Raw genomic sequence first — 15610 nt, 5'->3', positions numbered from 1 at the left:
GCAGCACCACCCCGTCCAGCGACGGCTCCAGCCAGATCTCCATGGTTCCGGTCAGCGCGCCGGTGACCGCCCAGCGGATCCCCTTGTCGCCGCGCTCCTCGACCACCTGCAGCCGCAGGTCCGGCCACCACCGGCGCCAGCTAGACGGATCGGCGACCGCGGCACCGACCCGCGCACCGTCGGCGGCGACGAACGTCTCGTCGGCGATCTGGATGCTGTTCACCACCCCAGCTTCACACACCGATCTTCGCGGCGGGCCGGGGCCCGGCAGACGGCCACGGTTCCTGCACGAACGCGCGGATTAGGCTGGACGGCAACAAGCCGGCCCCCCGAACGTCACCCGAGCCAAACGAGGTCAGTAAGAGTGCGTGAGTACAGCGTCCCCGCCCGCTTCTCCGTCGGCGAACACGACAACATCGCGGCCATGGTCTTCGAGCACGAGCGCGCAGACCCCGGCTTCGTCATCTTCCGCCGTCAGGTCGACGGCGAATGGACCGACGTCACCTGCGCGGAGGTGGCCAAACAGGTGCGCTCCGCGGCGCTCGGTCTGATCGGGCTCGGGGTCGAGGCCGGCGACCGGGTGTCCATCTTCTCGGCCACCCGCTACGAGTGGGCGATCATCGACCTGGCGATCCTGTCGGTGGGCGCGGTCACCGTTCCGATCTACGAGACGTCGTCGGCCGAGCAGGTGCGCTGGGTGCTGCAGGACTCCGAGGCGGTGGTCGCCTTCGCCGAAACCGACGCGCACGCCGCGATGGTCACCGAACTCACCGCCGACCTGCCCGCCTTGCGCCGCGTGCTGCACATCGACGGCTCGGGTCCCAAGGCGCTCGATCAGCTCGCCGAGGCCGGCGCGTCGGTCGAGCCCGCCGAGCTCACCGCCCGCCAGGACGCGCTGCGCGCAGACGACCCGGCGACGCTCATCTACACCTCGGGCACCACGGGGCGGCCCAAGGGCTGCCAGCTGACCCATTCCAACCTGCTGTACGAGACCCGCGGCGCCAAGGAGTGCCTGCCGACGCTGCTGGACGAGGGGCAGCGGCTGTTGATCTTCCTGCCGCTGGCCCACGTGCTGGCGCGCTCGCTGACGCTCTCGGCGTTCGCCAACAAGGTGACGGTCGGGTTCACCAGCGACATCAAGAACCTGCTGCCGATGTTCGCGGTGTTCAAGCCGACGGTGGTGGTGTCGGTGCCGCGGTCGCCGATCCGTCTAGCTGGCGCCGGTGGTGGCCGGACCTGCGGCTGCAGGTGGTCGAGGAGCGCGGCGACAAGGGGATCCGCTGGGCGGTCACCGGCGCGCTGACCGGAACCATGGAGATCTGGCTGGAGCCGTCGCTGGACGGGGTGGTGCTGCGCGCCAAGCATGCGATGTTCGACCGGCTGGTCTATCACAAGCTGCGCGCCGCGCTGGGCGGAGAATGCCACGCGTCCGTCTCAGGGGGCGCGCCGCTGGGTGCCCGGCTGGGCCACTTCTACCGGGGCGTGGGCCTGACCATCCACGAGGGCTACGGCCTGACCGAGACCAGCTCGGCCATCACGGTCAACCAGGTCGGCAACGTCAGGATCGGGACGGTCGGAACGTTGTTGCCGGGCAACAGCATGCGCATCGCCGAAGACGGCGAGCTCCTGGTCCGCGGCGGCGTGGTGTTCAGCGGCTACTGGCACAACGAGCAGGCCACCAACGACGCGTTCACCGACGGCTGGTTCAAGACCGGCGACCTCGGCGCGCTCGACGAGGACGGCTTCCTGAGGATCACCGGCCGCAAGAAGGAGATCATCGTCACCGCCGGCGGCAAGAACGTCGCCCCGGCCGTGCTCGAGGACCAGCTGCGGGCGCACGCGCTGATCAGCCAGGCCATGGTGGTGGGCGACGCCAAGCCGTTCATCGGCGCGCTGATCACCATCGACCCCGAGGCGTTCGACGCGTGGAAGGAGCGCAACCACAAGTCGGCCGGCGCGTCGGTGGCCGATCTGGCCAGCGACCCGGACCTGATCGCCGAGGTGGACGCCGCCGTCAAGCACGCCAACCAGGCGGTGTCGCACGCCGAGTCCATCCGCAAGTTCCGCATCCTGCCGGTCGACTTCACCGAGGACACCGGCGAGCTGACGCCGACGATGAAGGTCAAGCGCAACGTGGTCGCCGAGAAGTTCGCCTCCGACATCGACTGGATCTACGAGAAGGATTAGCGGCCGTCAGGCGCGGAGGATCTCGGCCAGCCGCACCGCGAGGGTGTCCCACCGCCAGTGCGCCGTCACCCAGTCCCGCCCGGCCGCGCCCATGGCGGCCGCCCGGTCTCGGTCGCCGAGCAACTCGGTGACGGCGTCGGCGACGGCGTTCACTGAGCGCCCATCGACCACTAATCCAGTCTTGTTGTGCTGCACGGCTTCTGGGGCCCCACCGGAGTCACCGGCGATCACCGGCTTGCCGGTGGCCGAGGCCTCGAGGAAGACGATGCCGAGGCCCTCGACGTCCATCCCGGCGCCGCGGGTGCGGCACGGCATCGCGAAGACGTCGGCCAGCGCGTGGTGCGCGGGCAGCTCGGCGGCCGGCACGCCGCCGGTGAACGTCACATGCTCGCTCACCCCGCAGTCGCGGGCGAGCTTGCGCAACGATTCCAGGTAGGGACCGCCGCCGACGATGACCAGGGCGGCGCCATCGACGCGCTGCCGGATCGACGGCAGCGCCTTGATCAGCATGTCCTGACCCTTGCGCGGAACCAGCCGGGACACGCACACGACCGTGGGCCGCTCCCCCAGCCGATACCGCTCGCGCAGCGCGGCGCCGGCCGCCGGGTCGGGCCGGAACCGGTCGGTGTTGACGCCGGGTGGCAGGTATTCCAGCGAGGCGTTGGGCCCGAACGCCGGCGCGAACCGCGCGCGGGTGTAGTGGCTGACGAACGTGACGACGTCGGTGGTGTCGCCGATGCGGTGCAGCACCGACCGCGCGACGGGAAGCATCGACCAGCCCACCTCGTGACCGTGCGTGCTGGCCACCACCCGGGTCGCCCCGGCCTGCCGGGCGCGCTGCGCCAGCAGCGCCAGCGGCGCGGCCGCGCCGAACCAGACGGTGTCGATGCCGTTGTCGCCGATCAGCCGGCGCATCCGGGCGTCCACCGCCGGACCGGGCAACATCAACGTGCCGGGATGACGGACCACCCGGTAACCCGCCGCCCCGGCCGCATCGTCGAAGGCGTCGGCGCCCTTCCACTGCGGCGCGTACACCGTCATCGAATGCAGCCCGGCGCCGACCAGGTGCCCGACGAAATCACTCAGGTAGGACTGGATGCCGCCCGGCCGGGGCGGAAAGTCGTTGGTTACCAGCAGGACCCGACTCACTGCGTCAGGCTAGCCTGACGCGCGTACGGTCAGCCGCCGTGGGTCAGCCACTCGTGCCAACGCGCGAGCAGGCCGGGCGAGTCGGTCGCCAGCACGTCGTGGGCGGCGGAGAGCACGTCGGCGCGCCCGACACCGCAGACGGCCAGATACAGGTCGTGCAGCTTGGCCGTCCCGTAGGTGTCCGCGACGAAACGCGCGAACCACCACGCGCGGTCGTACGCCAGCGAACGCTGTGACCCGGGCGCGTCCAGGTCGGCGTCCGAGGGCAGCGTCAGCGGGACCGGCAGCACGTCGACGGGCACCGGGGTCCGGGGCCGGCCGACGAAATCGGCTACGCCCTCGGTCAGCCACCGGGGCGCATCCGCGGCGGTGTCCGCACGGGCGGCGTAGTGAAAAAGCTCGTGCGCCAACACGATTCGCAGCGCACCCTCGGTCATGTTGGCCGCGCCGGGCGCGAAGACGATGCGCTGACCGATAACCACCCGGTGCGCGGGATCGACGCGTTCGGCGACCGTCACCGCCGCGATGTCCGCCCACTGCGCGGCCGGGCCCCCACCGGCGGCGGCGCGGAACTCCTCGTCGGTATGGGCGGCGACCACCGATATGTCGCGCGACCAGTCGGCACCCCAGAACGCCTCGACCGCGTTGATCGCGGCACCGATGCCGGACGCCACCCGCGACAGCAACCGGTCGCCGGCCGGACCGTCCAGGCCGAGCAGCCGAACGGTGCGATCGCTGACGACCAGTGACTTCGTCGCTGCGCTGACCTGGCTGCGTGCGGGTGTGATCAGCTGCGGGGGGCGGGTCCGGCTGTCGCCGGCCGCGTCGAACGGCACGGCCGCAGCCACCACGATCTCGACGACGAACACCCAGGCCAGCAGGGTGGTCAGCCGCCGGCGCCGCGCGCCGGGGCCGCTAGTAGCGGCGGGCGTCGTGGACCGGGCCTGCGGCATTCATCGGCACCACGCGCACCGGCTGGCCGTAGGTGGAGGAATGGATCACCATGCCGTCACCGACGTAGAGGCCGCTGTGTGACGCGTCGTTATAAAAGGTGACCACGTCACCGGGCTGCAGGTCCGACAACGACACCGGCTGACCGCCTTGAGCCTGCGCCTGGCTGGAATGCGGCAGAGAGATGCCGGCCTGCTGGAAGGCCCACATCACCAGGCCGGAGCAGTCGAACCCACCCGGCGCGGCACCGCCCCAGACGTACGGCGAACCGACCTGCGTCAACGCCGCTTGTACGACCGTCGCGCGGTCACCGCCGCCTACCCCGCCGCCGAACGGTCCGGGCATTCCGCCGGGAGGCGGAGCCTCACCGGGTGCCTGCCCGGGAGCCTGCGGCGCGCCGGGCGGCGCGGCCTCAGGCGCGGGCGCGCCCGGTGCCGGGAGACCCGCAGGGACGGGACCGGGATCGGCGAGCGCGGTGCGCTGCTCCGGCGACAGGGAAACGTACTGCGACTTGACGACCGCGATCTGCACCTGCAGCTGACTTTGCTTGGACTGCAGGCTCGCTCGCACCGCGGCGGCTTGCTCGGCCGCACTCTTGGCGTCGGCGGCGGACTTCGCGGCCTCCCGCTCGGCCTTGGCGGCCTGCTCGCCGGCGGCCCGGAAATTCGTCATCTGGTCGGCCATCTGCGTCGCCATCAGCCGCTGCATGGCCAGCTTGTCGATCAGCCCTTGCGGCGATCCGGCGGTCAGCATCGCCGTCATGCCGTCGACGCGGCCGCCCATGTAGGTCGCGGCGGCGAGCTTGTTCACGGCGCCCTGGAACGACGCCAGGCGAGCCTTGGCCGCATCGACGGCGGCCTGAGCGTCGTCGTGCTTCTTGTCCGCCGCACGCTGGGCCACCAGCTTGTTGTTCAGGTCGAGCTGCGCGCTGTGCATCGCCTCGGTGGTCTGCTCGGCCTGGCGGGACAACTCGTTGAGTTTGGCCAGCGCGTCTTCGGCCGGGTCGGCCGAGGCATTCGCGGCGAGGGCGCCCGATAAGACGGTGAAGCCCGCTAGCGTCCCGATGGCAAATCGTGTGAGGACACGCGCAAACGGGTATCTAGAGTCAAGCCTCAAGATTTTGCTTCCTTAAACGGCCATCGACGCGACCATGCGCCGTCGAGCGGGTTTAGGTCTCAAACAGGTTACGAAACGATATCGGCGTTTGTCCAAAGCGGGGCGTTAAGAAATTGGAAAGATTTCTGTCATTATCATGTGAACGGCGCTGACCCCCTCGTAAACCTTTGGCACGCAAAGCATCTTAGGCGACGCCCGAATCGCGTTCGCGGCGGATAGGCACCAACCGTAATCGCGGTGCCAGACCGACATCGGCGAGCACCGCCAGTGCGGCGCATTCGTCCTCCAACAAAGTTCCCGGGACCCCGAGTAACACGCTGACTACGCAATCGCGGCATCCCGGTCCGCGCACCGCACAGTCGTCGCAGTCGATCACCACCGGTGCCCCCGAGTCCGGCACCGTCGCGCCGTCGCTGTCGGGCCCACTGCTTCGTGCCATCGGATCGGTCCTCTCGGTCAAGCTTGGCGAACGTCAGGTCGGACTCTTCGAACGGTAACCACACCCACCGACAACCCCCGGCGCCGCGTTTCGGCTCGCTCGGCGTGGGAGCCGCGCGGGTGTCGGTGGTCCCGCTTAACGTCGCGGCCATGGGTGCCGGTGGTGCGACTCAGCTCACTTTCACCGACTTGGAGTCGTCCTTCGCCGCCGCCGAAGTCACGCTGCGCGACACGACCTTCGTGGTGGTGGACCTCGAGACCACGGGCGGGCGCACGAAAAGCACCGACGGAAATGCGCCGGATGCCATCACCGAGATCGGGGCGGTCAAGGTCCGCGGCGGCGCCGTGCTCGGCGAGTTCGCCACGCTCGTCGACCCGGAGCGCAGCATCCCGCCGCAGATCGTGCGGCTGACCGGCATCACCACCGCGATGGTGTCCGACGCTCCGACCATCGACGCGGTGCTGCCGATGTTCCTCGAATTCGCGGGCTTGGACCACGGGACAGTGCTGGTGGCCCACAACGCCGGATTCGACGTCGGATTTCTGCGGGCCGCCGCGGCGCGGTGCGACATTCCCTGGCCGCGACCGAACGTCCTGTGCACGGTGCGGCTGGCCCGCCGGGTGCTCAGCCGCGAGGAAGCCCCCACGGTGCGGCTGGCCGCGCTCGCGCGGCTGTTCGCCGTCGCCACCCAGCCCACGCACCGCGCGCTGGACGACGCCGGTGCCACCGTCGACGTGCTGCACGCGCTCATCGAGCGGGTGGGTAACCAGGGGGTGCACACCTACGCCGACCTGCGCGCCTACCTGCCGGACGTGACGCCGGCCCAGCGGCGCAAGCGGGTCCTCGCCGAGGGCCTGCCCCGCCGCCCGGGGGTCTACCTGTTTCGCGGCCCGTCGGGCGAGGTGCTCTACATCGGGACCGCCGGCGACCTGCGCCGCAGGGTCGGGCAGTACTTCACCGGCGCCGACCCGCGTGGCCGGATGAAGGAGATGGTCAATCTGGCCACCGCGGTCGACCACGTCGAATGCGCGCACGCGCTGGAGGCCGGCGTCCGCGAGCTGCGGCTGCTGGCCGCGCACGCCCCGCCCTACAACCGGCGTTCCCGGTTCCCGCACCGATGGTGGTGGGTGGCGCTCACCGACGAGGCGTTCCCGCGTCTCGCGGTGGTTCGGGCACCGCGCCACGACCGCGCCGTCGGCCCGTTCCGGTCGCGCACCGACGCCGCCGACACGGCCACGCTGCTGGCCCGCTTCACCGGTCTTCGGACCTGCACCGCCCGGCTGAGCCGCTCTGTCCTGCACGGGCCGGCGTGCCCCGAGGCGGAGGTCGCGCCGTGTCCCGCGGCGCGCGGCATAACGGCCACGCAATACGCGGCGGCCGTGGCGCGCGTCGCCGCGTTGATCGACGGGATGGAGAACACCGCCCTGTCGGCCGCCGTGCATCAGGTCACCGCGCTGGCCGAGCGCCGCAATTTCGAAAGCGCCGCCCGCCTGCGCGACCGCACCGCCGCCGCCATCGAGATCCTGTGGCGCGGCCAGCGGTTACGCGCCCTGGCCGCGCTGCCCGAGCTGATCGCCGCCGCGCCCGACGGGGACGGCGGTTACCACCTCGCCGTGGTACGGCACGGCCAGCTCGCGGCGGCAGGCACCGCCAGGCGCGGGGTGCCTCCGATGCCGGTGGTCGACGCCATTGTGGCTGGGGCACAGGCGATTTTGCCCATCGCGGCCCCGCTGGGCGGGGCGCTGGTGGAGGAATCCGCGCTCATCGCGCGCTGGCTGGCCGGCCCCGGGGTGCGCATCGTTCGGGTCGACGACTCCCCCGACGCCGCCGGCTGGGCTTCATCGCTGCGGTCGGCCGGCGCGTGGGCGTCCTGGGCGGCCTCGGCGCGTTCGGCGCGACTGGCCTACGACCAAGCGGCGCAACATGACTCAGACCTGCTGGCTGAACCGCACCCATCGCGCGAGCAGCTCTTCGGCCGCGCCGGAATCGATCGCCGCGGCGGCGCGCTGCAGCCCGTCCTCCCACGCCGGCAACCATTCAGCGCGGCTGGATAGGCCGGCGTGGGCGACAATCGCCCCGGCGGCGTTGAGCACGACGGCGTCCCGGACCGGACCCTTGTCACCGGCCAGCACCGCGCGCACCTCCGCCGCGTTGGCTTGCGCGTCACCGCCCAACAGATCGTCGAGATCGGCGCGGGCAAAACCGAATCCGGCCGGATCGAACGTCAGCTTGTCCACCGTCCCGGCCTGCACCCGCCAAATCGTGCTGGTGGTCGTGGTCGTCAACTCGTCAAGCCCGTCGTCGCCATGCACCACCAGCACACTGGACCTGCGCGCGGCGAAGACCCCCGCCATCACCTCGGCCAGGTCGGCGAACGCGCAGCCGATCAGTCCGGCCCGCGGCCTAGCCGGATTGGTAAGGGGCCCAAGGAGATTGAACACCGTCGGCACCCCGATCTCGCGGCGCACCACCGAGGCATGCCGGTACGAGGGGTGGAACAGGGGCGCGAAGCAGAACCCGATGCCCACCTCGGCGAGGCTCTGCGCCACCTGTTCGGGTTCGAGGTCGATGCGCACCCCGAGCGCCTCGAGCGTGTCGGCACCGCCGGACAACGACGACGACGCGCGGTTGCCGTGTTTGACCACCGGCACGCCGGCGGCCGCGACCACGATTGCCGCCATGGTGGAAAGGTTGACGGTGTTGACGCCGTCACCACCGGTCCCGACGATGTCCACGCTGTCGTCGGGCATGGCGGGCATCGGGCGCGCGTGGTCCAGCATGACGTCGGCCAGCTCGCTGACCTCGGCCGAGGTCGGGACCTTCATCTGCATCGCCACCGCAAAGGATGCGACCTGCGCCGGGCTCGCGTCGCCGGCCATGATTCGATCCATGGCCCAGGCGGCCTGGCCGCGCACCAGATCCTGACCGCCCATCAACCGGGCCAGAACCCCTGGCCACGAGGGTGCCGCCCCGGCCGGTCGAGCGGCGGACCCGCCGGTGGAAGCCTGAGATGACAGAGCCACGCGCCGATGGTCCCACGCGGACCCGACCTGCCCCAACCGGCGCGGAAAGGCGCCCGTCCCGGACGGCGTCGCGACGCGAAAACATCAAATGCCGCCCCGGGTGGAGTTAATCAACTACAAAGCGTCATACTTGCGGATGTGACCAGCGCTGTAGGGACCTCAGGTACTGCAATCACGTCGCGCGTTCATTCGTTGAATCGACCGAACATGGTCAGTGTCGGCACCATCGTTTGGCTCTCCAGCGAGCTGATGTTCTTTGCTGGCCTGTTCGCGATGTACTTCACCGCGCGTGCGCAGTCCGGCGGCAAGTGGCCGCCGCCACCGACCGAGCTGAACCTCTATCAGGCCGTACCGGTGACGCTCGTGCTGATCGCGTCGTCGTTCACCTGCCAGATGGGTGTGTTTGCGGCCGAACGCGGCGACGTCTTCGGTTTGCGCCGCTGGTACGTGATCACCTTCCTGATGGGCCTGTTCTTCGTTTGCGGGCAGGGCTACGAGTACTACCACCTGGCCACGCACGGCACCACGATCCCCGGCAGCGCCTACGGCAGCGTGTTCTACCTGGCGACCGGGTTCCACGGCCTGCACGTCACCGGCGGTCTGATCGCCTTCATCTTCTTGCTGGCCCGCACCGCGATGAGCAAGTTCACGCCGGCGCAGGCCACCGCGAGCATCGTCGTGTCCTACTACTGGCATTTCGTCGACATCGTGTGGATCGCGCTGTTCACCGTGATCTATTTCATCCGATGAGCCGGCGGCTCCGAATAACGGAATGAACAGGAGTGCTCGGTTGAAGAAGCTGGGGTCCATGCGAAACCGGAAGCCGCGACAAGGGCAGCGCGACCGCTCCCGCCGGCGGCTGCGCCGCCGTCTGTCGGGCGGGCTGTTGCTGCTTATCGCGCTGACCATCGCCGGCGGCCTGGCCGCCGTGCTGACGCCGCGCCCGCAGGTGGCCGTCGCCGACGAGTCGTCCTCGGCGCTGCTGCGGACCGGCAAGCAGCTGTTCGACACGTCGTGCGTGTCCTGTCACGGCGCGAACCTGCAGGGTGTGGCCGACCGCGGGCCCAGCCTCATCGGCGTCGGCGAGGAGGCCGTGTACTTCCAGGTCTCCACCGGCCGGATGCCCGCGATGACCGGCGAGGCCCAGGCGCCGCGCAAGGAGCCGATCTTCGACGAGGCACAGGTCGACGCGCTCGGCGCGTACGTGCAGGCCAACGGCGGCGGTCCGACGACGGTGCGCAACCCGGACGGCAGCCTGGCGATGAAGTCGCTGCGCGGCGACGACCTGGGCCGCGGCGGTGACCTGTTCCGGCTGAACTGCTCCTCCTGCCACAACTTCACCGGCAAGGGCGGGGCGCTGTCGTCGGGCAAGTACGCGCCGCCGCTCGAGCCGCCCAACGAGCAGCAGATCCTGGCCGCCATGCGGACCGGTCCGCAGAACATGCCGAAGTTCTCCGACCGTCAGCTGTCCTTCGAAGCCAAGAAGGACATCATCGGCTACATCAAGTCGGTCACTGAAGAGCGCCAGCCCGGCGGCTACGGCCTCGGCGGCTTCGGGCCCGCGCCCGAGGGCATGGCCGCGTGGATCATCGGAATGGTCGCCGCCATCGCGTTGGCACTGTGGATTGGGGCACGAGCATCATGAGCGAAGACGACGTTCGCGGCTCGGACACCGGCGGGACCGCCCACGGTGTCGGCGAGAGGGAACCCGATGACGCGGCGCTGGCCGCGATGTCCCAGCAGGAACTGGTCGCGCTGGGCGGCAAGCTCGACGGCGTCGAGACGATCGTCAAGGAACCCCGCTGGCCCGTCGAGGGCACCAAAGCCGAGAAGCGCGCCGAGCGCGGAGTCGCCCTGTGGCTCCTGCTCGGCGGTGGTTTCGGGCTGGCGCTGCTGCTGGTCTTCTTGTTCTGGCCGTGGGAGTACAAGCCCAAGGACGCCCCGAACAGCCTGCTGTACGACCTGGCCACCCCGCTGTACGGGCTGACCTTCGGGATGTCGATCCTGTCGATCGCCATCGGCACGATCCTGTACCAGAAAAGGTTTATCCCGGAAGAGATTTCGATCCAGGAGCGGCACGACGGCGCCTCCCGGGACATCGACCGCAAGACAGTGGTGGCGAACCTGACCGACGCCCTGGACGGCTCAACCGTCCGGCGGCGCAAGGTGATTGGGGCGTCGCTCGGCCTGGGCCTCGGCGCGTTCGGCCTGTCGACGCTGGTGGCCTTCGCCGGCGGTCTGATCAAGAACCCGTGGAAACCGGTCGTGCCCACCGCCAATGGGAAGAAAGCCGTGCTGTGGACGTCCGGCTGGACACCGCGGTATGCGGGCGAGACCATCTTCCTCGCGCGGGCAACCGGCTCGGCCGGTGCATCGCCGTTCGTCAAGATGCGCCCCGAAGACCTCGACGCCGGCGGCATGGAGACCGTCTTCCCGTGGCGCGAATCCGACGGTGACGGCACCACGCCGGAATCCCAGGAAAAGCTTCGCGCCATCAACCAGGGCGTTCGAAACCCGGTCATGCTCATCCGCATTCGGCCGTCCGACATGCCCCGGGTGGTCAAGCGCCAGGGCCAGGAGAGCTTCAACTACGGCGAGCTGTTCGCCTACACCAAGGTGTGCTCGCACCTGGGTTGCCCCGCGTCGCTGTACGAGGAGCAGTCCTACCGAATCTTGTGCCCATGTCACCAGTCGCAGTTCGACGCCCTGCATTTCGCCAAGCCGATCTTCGGCCCGGCGGCCCGCGCGCTGGCGCAACTGCCCATCACGATCGACACCAACGGGTATCTGGTCGCCAACGGTGACTTCGTCGAGCCCGTCGGACCGGCATTCTGGGAGAGGACGACAACATGAGTCCAAAACTGAGTCCCCCGAAACCGCCGAAGATCGGCGACGTCCTGGCTCGTCAGGGCGAAGACATCGATACCCGCTATCACCCCTCGGCCGCGGTACGCCGGCAGCTCAACAAGGTCTTCCCGACGCACTGGTCGTTCCTGTTGGGCGAGATCGCGATGTACAGCTTCATCGTGCTGCTGCTCACCGGCGTGTACCTGACGCTGTTCTTCGACCCGTCCATGGCCGAGGTCACCTACAACGGCGCGTACCAGCCGTTGCGGGGCGTCGACATGTCCAAGGCCTTCGCCTCGACGCTGGACATCTCGTTCGAGGTGCGCGGCGGCCTGTTCGTCCGCCAGGTACACCACTGGGCCGCACTGATTTTCGCGGCGTCGATCATGGTGCACCTGGCACGCATCTTCTTCACCGGCGCGTTCCGCCGGCCCCGCGAGGCCAACTGGGTCATCGGGTCGTTGCTGCTGATCCTGGCCATGTTCGAGGGATACTTCGGCTACTCGCTGCCTGACGACCTGTTGTCGGGTATCGGATTGCGCGCCGCGCTCTCCTCGATCACGTTGGGGATGCCGATCATCGGCACCTGGCTGCACTGGGCCCTGTTCGGTGGCGACTTCCCCTGCGGCGGTGTGGGTAACGAGTGTGCGACCGCGGGCTACATCATCCCGCGCATGTACGCCCTGCACATCCTGCTGATTCCGGGCATCATCCTGGCGCTGATCGGGCTGCACCTGGCGATGGTCTGGTTCCAGAAGCACACCCAGTTCCCCGGCCCGGGCCGCACCGAGCACAACGTCGTCGGTGTGCGCGTCATGCCGATCTTCGCGGTCAAGTCCGGCGCGTTCTTCGCCGCGATCGTCGGGGTCCTCGGCCTGATGGGCGGGCTGCTGCAGATCAACCCGATCTGGAACCTGGGCCCCTACAAGCCATCTCACGTGTCCGCCGGCTCGCAGCCCGACTTCTACATGATGTGGACCGAGGGCCTGGCCCGTATCTGGCCGCCGTGGGAGTTCTACTTCTGGCACCACACCATCCCCGCCGCCGTGTGGGTGGCGCTGATTATGGGATTGATCTTCGTCCTGCTGATCATCTATCCCTTCCTGGAGAAGCGATTCAGCGGCGACCGCGCCCACCACAACCTGCTGCAGCGGCCACGGGACGCCCCGGTGCGCACCGCGATCGGTGCCATGGCGATCTCGTTCTACATGTTGCTGACACTGGCGGCGATGAACGACATCATCGCGTTCAAGTTCCAGATCTCGCTGAACGCGACGACCTGGATCGGCCGCATCGGGATGGTCATCCTCCCGCCGCTGGTCTACTTCATCGCCTACCGGTGGTGCGTTGCGCTGCAGCGCAGTGACAGGGAGGTGCTCGCACACGGCATCGAGACGGGCATCATCAAGCGGCTGCCGCACGGCGCATACATCGAGCTGCATCAGCCGCTCGGACCGGTCGACGACCACGGCCACCCGCTCCCGCTCGAGTACCAGGGTGCGGCGCTGCCCAAGCGGATGAACAAGCTGGGCTCGGCCGGTTCACCGGGTAGCGGCAGCTTCCTGTTCGCCGACCCCGCGTCGGAGGATGCGGCGCTGCGCGAGGCGGCACACAGCTCCGAGCAACGTGCGCTCACCGCCCTGCGCGAGCACCAGCAGAGCATCGTCGGGTCGAACGGCAAGAACGGGTCGAACGGGTCGAACGGCGAGCACCACTAGCTGCGCGCTGGTTCGGTGCAGGCCGTCGAGCATTGTTGCTGGGCGGCCCGCACGATGGAGCCGGCGGTGACGAACGCCGACTTCGTCTGGTCGCGCGCTTCGACGGGCAGACCGGCCGCGCAGCGCAGCACCATGAGGGCGAGCGCGCTGTAGGTCGCGTAGGGGATGACGAGCAGGTTGACGCGTGCGTCGTCCCCGACGAAGGTCATCACGTGCTGGCGCTTGCGTTCCCAGCCCGACCAGTTCAAGTCGGGTGGCCGCTGCAGTGGCGGCCAGTTGACGTTGATCGCGTTGATGTCGCCCAGCAATGGGGTCAGCAGGGCGACCACCTCGGGCAGTTCGTTGGTGATGCGGTCCGCGCGTGGCCACCACGCGCCGTCGATGGGGCGGCCGAGTTCACGGCAAACCGACAGCCGGACGGGGTTGGCTCGGCGTCGGCGTTCGAACAATTCGGTCATCCCCGCACCTGGCCGGCACGGCCAGGAAGTTCTGCAACCTTCACGGGCGGTTCCCTTCACGTCGGCGTCGTTCGCCCCGGCGAGCGCGGGACGGACGGAGGAATCGCATTGCCCGTGGATGACGCCGCATCGGTCACGGCGACCACCGCCGACAACGAAACGGCTCGCGGTTGACGCTACGCCAACAGCGGCCCTCGGGAGCGGCCAGGGTGGCGGACGGCCGCCACGACGGCTGAGGGAACGACCGGGCCCCGTCGGTGCACTACAGTGGCGAGGGTCCGACCGTGGCGCTGTCCAGGTGAGCGGGGGGCTTACACGACGAGGACGGGCGTAATGGCGATACAGGACTGGGATGACGCCCCGGAGATCCATCCTTCGAAGATCCGGGTCGGTGACATCATCGGCACGCTGCGTCCCACGAAGTTGCGTTACACCGTCAAGATGATCAGCGGGCCGCAGACGACTCCCCGGCGCTGGACGTTCTTCGGCCGTGACGACAACGGCACGCAGCACACGAGCACGTTCGGCGAGGACGAACGGGTCCGCAGGTACGCCAAAGCGTCGTAGCGCCTACTGCGCGGCCACAGCGCGACGCAGCTGACGAACGTGCAGCCACTCGATCACCGGCATCCCCGCCGTGATCACGCCGGCGACCACGTAGGCGCCCCAGGAGGGACCGTCGTGGCCCACAGCCATCAGGTAGGTCGCCGTGGCCACCGCGACCAGCGCCGCGCCGATCGCGGTCGCCAATAACACGGTGCCGCGCAACCACACCCGATCGACCGCCTCACCCGACCATTCGGAGTCGGCGGCCGGAACGGGTGCCTGCACGCGGGGTTGCCGGGCCCGTTCGGCCGCGGTGCGCGGCGCCTGGGACATGAGGCGCACCGGGGGCCGGTTGGCGGCGGTCATCCCCCGGGCGGCCGGCTCGGTCTGGGCCATCCGGCGGGCCCGCAACAGCATCGGGATCGCCCCGGCGATGATCAGCGCGGACACGATGATCACGGCGTACAACACCCAGGAGGTGCTGTGCGCGCCGCTGGCCGCCTTGTGGAAGCCCCGCCCCAGGTCCGCCAGGGCGACGGCCGCGGCCACGCTCACGCCCAGCAGCACCAGCCAGACGGCGGCGCACGCCCCGATCAGTATGCGGTCGATGACGTCGGGCGAGATGGTGTCGTCCCCCGCCCCGCGGCGGTACGCCGAATACCTGCTGACCATCAGCAGCTCGTCTGCGGTGAGTCGTTGGTGTTCGACGAAAGGACCGTCCCGTCGCTTGTCGTGATCGAGCAGTTCAGCCGGCTCACGCGGAAGAGGCTGGACGCCTCGACGGAGCCGACGTCGGACTGCGAGATGGGCGTGACGGTCATCGACCATGGGATGTACACGTTGTGCTGGGTGCGCCGCCGGCCGGACGCATCGACGTAGGTCACCGAGATGATGTCGCCGGGCGCCTTGGTGCCGGTCACCGAATAGGTCACCTGTCGCGGCCCGGTCGGTGTCGTCGGTGGCGGGGGTGGCGCCGCGGCCGCCGAGGCGGCCGGCGGCGGCGCCGGAGCGGGCGCCGGCGGTGGCGGCGGCGGTGCAGGCGTGACCGTCACGGTCTGTGTCTCCGTCGGTGGCGGGGGCGGTGGTTCGGTTGTGGGCGGCGGCGCGCACAGCACCTCCTGGGTGTTGTACGCCGTGATCATCGTGTCCGCGCTGATCATCGCCGGGGCGATCCCG

13 protein-coding genes and 4 pseudogenes are annotated in these 15610 nt (G+C 69.5%); 8 read left to right on the top strand and 9 right to left on the bottom strand.

Annotated elements, in window-relative coordinates; translation table 11 throughout:
• Positions 1–223 (bottom strand): annotated as a pseudogene (locus A5711_RS00770) (polyketide cyclase / dehydrase and lipid transport); the annotation flags it as partial.
• 141 nt (positions 224–364) lie between these two features.
• On the opposite strand from A5711_RS00770, the pseudogene A5711_RS25890 reads away from it, so the two are divergent.
• A pseudogene (locus A5711_RS25890) lies at positions 365–2187 on the top strand (long-chain fatty acid--CoA ligase).
• A gap of 6 nt (positions 2188–2193) precedes the next feature.
• Here the strand turns inward: A5711_RS25890 and pimB are convergent.
• The 4 genes from pimB to A5711_RS00740 all read right to left on the bottom strand — a co-directional run bounded on the left by pimB (position 2194) and on the right by A5711_RS00740 (position 5842).
• Positions 2194–3336: a GDP-mannose-dependent alpha-(1-6)-phosphatidylinositol monomannoside mannosyltransferase gene (gene pimB / locus A5711_RS00755; RefSeq protein WP_067943115.1), complete on the bottom strand. Its 1143-nt coding sequence runs from the start codon at positions 3334–3336 to the stop codon at positions 2194–2196.
• Positions 3337–3365: 29 nt separating this feature from the next.
• On the bottom strand, positions 3366–4205 hold the full coding sequence (locus tag A5711_RS00750) for a hypothetical protein (RefSeq protein ID WP_197500943.1): 840 nt from the start codon (positions 4203–4205) through the stop codon (positions 3366–3368).
• A 46-nt stretch (positions 4206–4251) separates the two neighbouring features.
• Positions 4252–5403: a peptidoglycan hydrolase RipC gene (gene ripC, locus A5711_RS00745; protein ID WP_067943114.1), complete on the bottom strand. Its 1152-nt coding sequence runs from the start codon at positions 5401–5403 to the stop codon at positions 4252–4254.
• A 184-nt stretch (positions 5404–5587) separates the two neighbouring features.
• Positions 5588–5842, bottom strand: a complete 255-nt coding sequence (locus A5711_RS00740) for a hypothetical protein (protein WP_067943112.1) — start codon at positions 5840–5842, stop codon at positions 5588–5590.
• Positions 5843–5991: 149 nt separating this feature from the next.
• Here A5711_RS00740 and A5711_RS00735 point away from each other — a divergent pair.
• Positions 5992–7833 (top strand): annotated as a pseudogene (locus A5711_RS00735) (DEDD exonuclease domain-containing protein); the annotation flags it as partial.
• On the opposite strand, the gene trpD reads toward A5711_RS00735, so the two are convergent.
• On the bottom strand, positions 7771–8865 hold the full coding sequence (gene trpD, locus A5711_RS27390; RefSeq protein ID WP_156673189.1) for an anthranilate phosphoribosyltransferase: 1095 nt from the start codon (positions 8863–8865) through the stop codon (positions 7771–7773). The pseudogene A5711_RS00735 and the gene trpD sit on opposite strands and share 63 nt — an antisense overlap.
• Positions 8866–9003: 138 nt before the next feature.
• On the opposite strand from trpD, the gene A5711_RS00730 reads away from it, so the two are divergent.
• From A5711_RS00730 to A5711_RS00715, 4 genes are read left to right on the top strand one after another with little or no spacing between them, the layout of a single operon-like run.
• Positions 9004–9615, top strand: a complete 612-nt coding sequence (locus tag A5711_RS00730) for a heme-copper oxidase subunit III (protein WP_067274561.1) — start codon at positions 9004–9006, stop codon at positions 9613–9615.
• Positions 9616–9655: 40 nt separating this feature from the next.
• Positions 9656–10510: a c-type cytochrome gene (locus tag A5711_RS00725; protein WP_067943110.1), complete on the top strand. Its 855-nt coding sequence runs from the start codon at positions 9656–9658 to the stop codon at positions 10508–10510.
• Positions 10507–11718: a ubiquinol-cytochrome c reductase iron-sulfur subunit gene (locus tag A5711_RS00720; protein WP_067943107.1), complete on the top strand. Its 1212-nt coding sequence runs from the start codon at positions 10507–10509 to the stop codon at positions 11716–11718. The genes A5711_RS00725 and A5711_RS00720 overlap by 4 nt, the downstream gene beginning before the upstream one ends.
• A complete protein-coding gene (locus A5711_RS00715) occupies positions 11715–13430 on the top strand; it encodes a cytochrome bc complex cytochrome b subunit (RefSeq protein ID WP_067943104.1) in 1716 nt (571 codons plus the stop codon). Before A5711_RS00720 ends, A5711_RS00715 begins: the two co-directional genes overlap by 4 nt.
• On the opposite strand, the gene A5711_RS00710 is transcribed toward A5711_RS00715, so the two are convergent.
• Positions 13427–13888: a DUF5994 family protein gene (locus tag A5711_RS00710; protein ID WP_067943101.1), complete on the bottom strand. Its 462-nt coding sequence runs from the start codon at positions 13886–13888 to the stop codon at positions 13427–13429. The two genes, A5711_RS00715 and A5711_RS00710, sit on opposite strands and share 4 nt — an antisense overlap.
• Before the next feature lie 333 nt (positions 13889–14221).
• On the opposite strand from A5711_RS00710, the gene A5711_RS00705 reads away from it, so the two are divergent.
• Positions 14222–14455 (top strand): hypothetical protein, encoded by a 234-nt coding sequence (locus tag A5711_RS00705; RefSeq protein WP_067943095.1) that lies wholly within the window; start codon positions 14222–14224, stop codon positions 14453–14455.
• 3 nt (positions 14456–14458) lie between these two features.
• Here the strand turns inward: A5711_RS00705 and A5711_RS00700 are convergent, their stop codons facing one another.
• On the bottom strand, positions 14459–15106 hold the full coding sequence (locus tag A5711_RS00700) for a DUF2561 family protein (RefSeq protein WP_067943093.1): 648 nt from the start codon (positions 15104–15106) through the stop codon (positions 14459–14461).
• Positions 15106–15540 (bottom strand): annotated as a pseudogene (locus A5711_RS00695) (MmpS family transport accessory protein); the annotation flags it as partial. The gene A5711_RS00700 and the pseudogene A5711_RS00695, both read right to left, overlap by 1 nt.
• Between A5711_RS00695 and A5711_RS27970 the strand changes: the two are divergent.
• A partial coding sequence (locus A5711_RS27970) for a DUF2561 family protein (RefSeq protein ID WP_156744700.1) occupies positions 15476–15610 on the top strand: 135 nt, incomplete at its 3' end. The pseudogene A5711_RS00695 and the gene A5711_RS27970 overlap by 65 nt on opposite strands.

It is taken from the genome of Mycobacterium sp. E2238, assembly GCF_001672665.1.
Lineage (GTDB): Bacteria > Actinomycetota > Actinomycetes > Mycobacteriales > Mycobacteriaceae > Mycobacterium.
The sequence above is the reverse complement of the archived record's forward strand: the minus strand, read 5'-3'. Positions and strand labels throughout refer to the sequence as shown.

Excerpts from the sequence above, each read along its gene's own strand:
- A5711_RS00715 (WP_067943104.1), top strand. The coding sequence starts at position 11,715 with ATGAGTCCAAAACTGAGTCCCCCGAAACCGCCGAAGATCGGCGACGTC.
- A5711_RS00710 (WP_067943101.1), bottom strand. The coding sequence starts at position 13,888 with ATGACCGAATTGTTCGAACGCCGACGCCGAGCCAACCCCGTCCGGCTG.
- A5711_RS00705 (WP_067943095.1), top strand. The coding sequence starts at position 14,222 with ATGGCGATACAGGACTGGGATGACGCCCCGGAGATCCATCCTTCGAAG.
- A5711_RS00700 (WP_067943093.1), bottom strand. The coding sequence starts at position 15,106 with ATGGTCAGCAGGTATTCGGCGTACCGCCGCGGGGCGGGGGACGACACC.
- A5711_RS00740 (WP_067943112.1), bottom strand. The coding sequence starts at position 5,842 with ATGGCACGAAGCAGTGGGCCCGACAGCGACGGCGCGACGGTGCCGGAC.
- A5711_RS00720 (WP_067943107.1), top strand. The coding sequence starts at position 10,507 with ATGAGCGAAGACGACGTTCGCGGCTCGGACACCGGCGGGACCGCCCAC.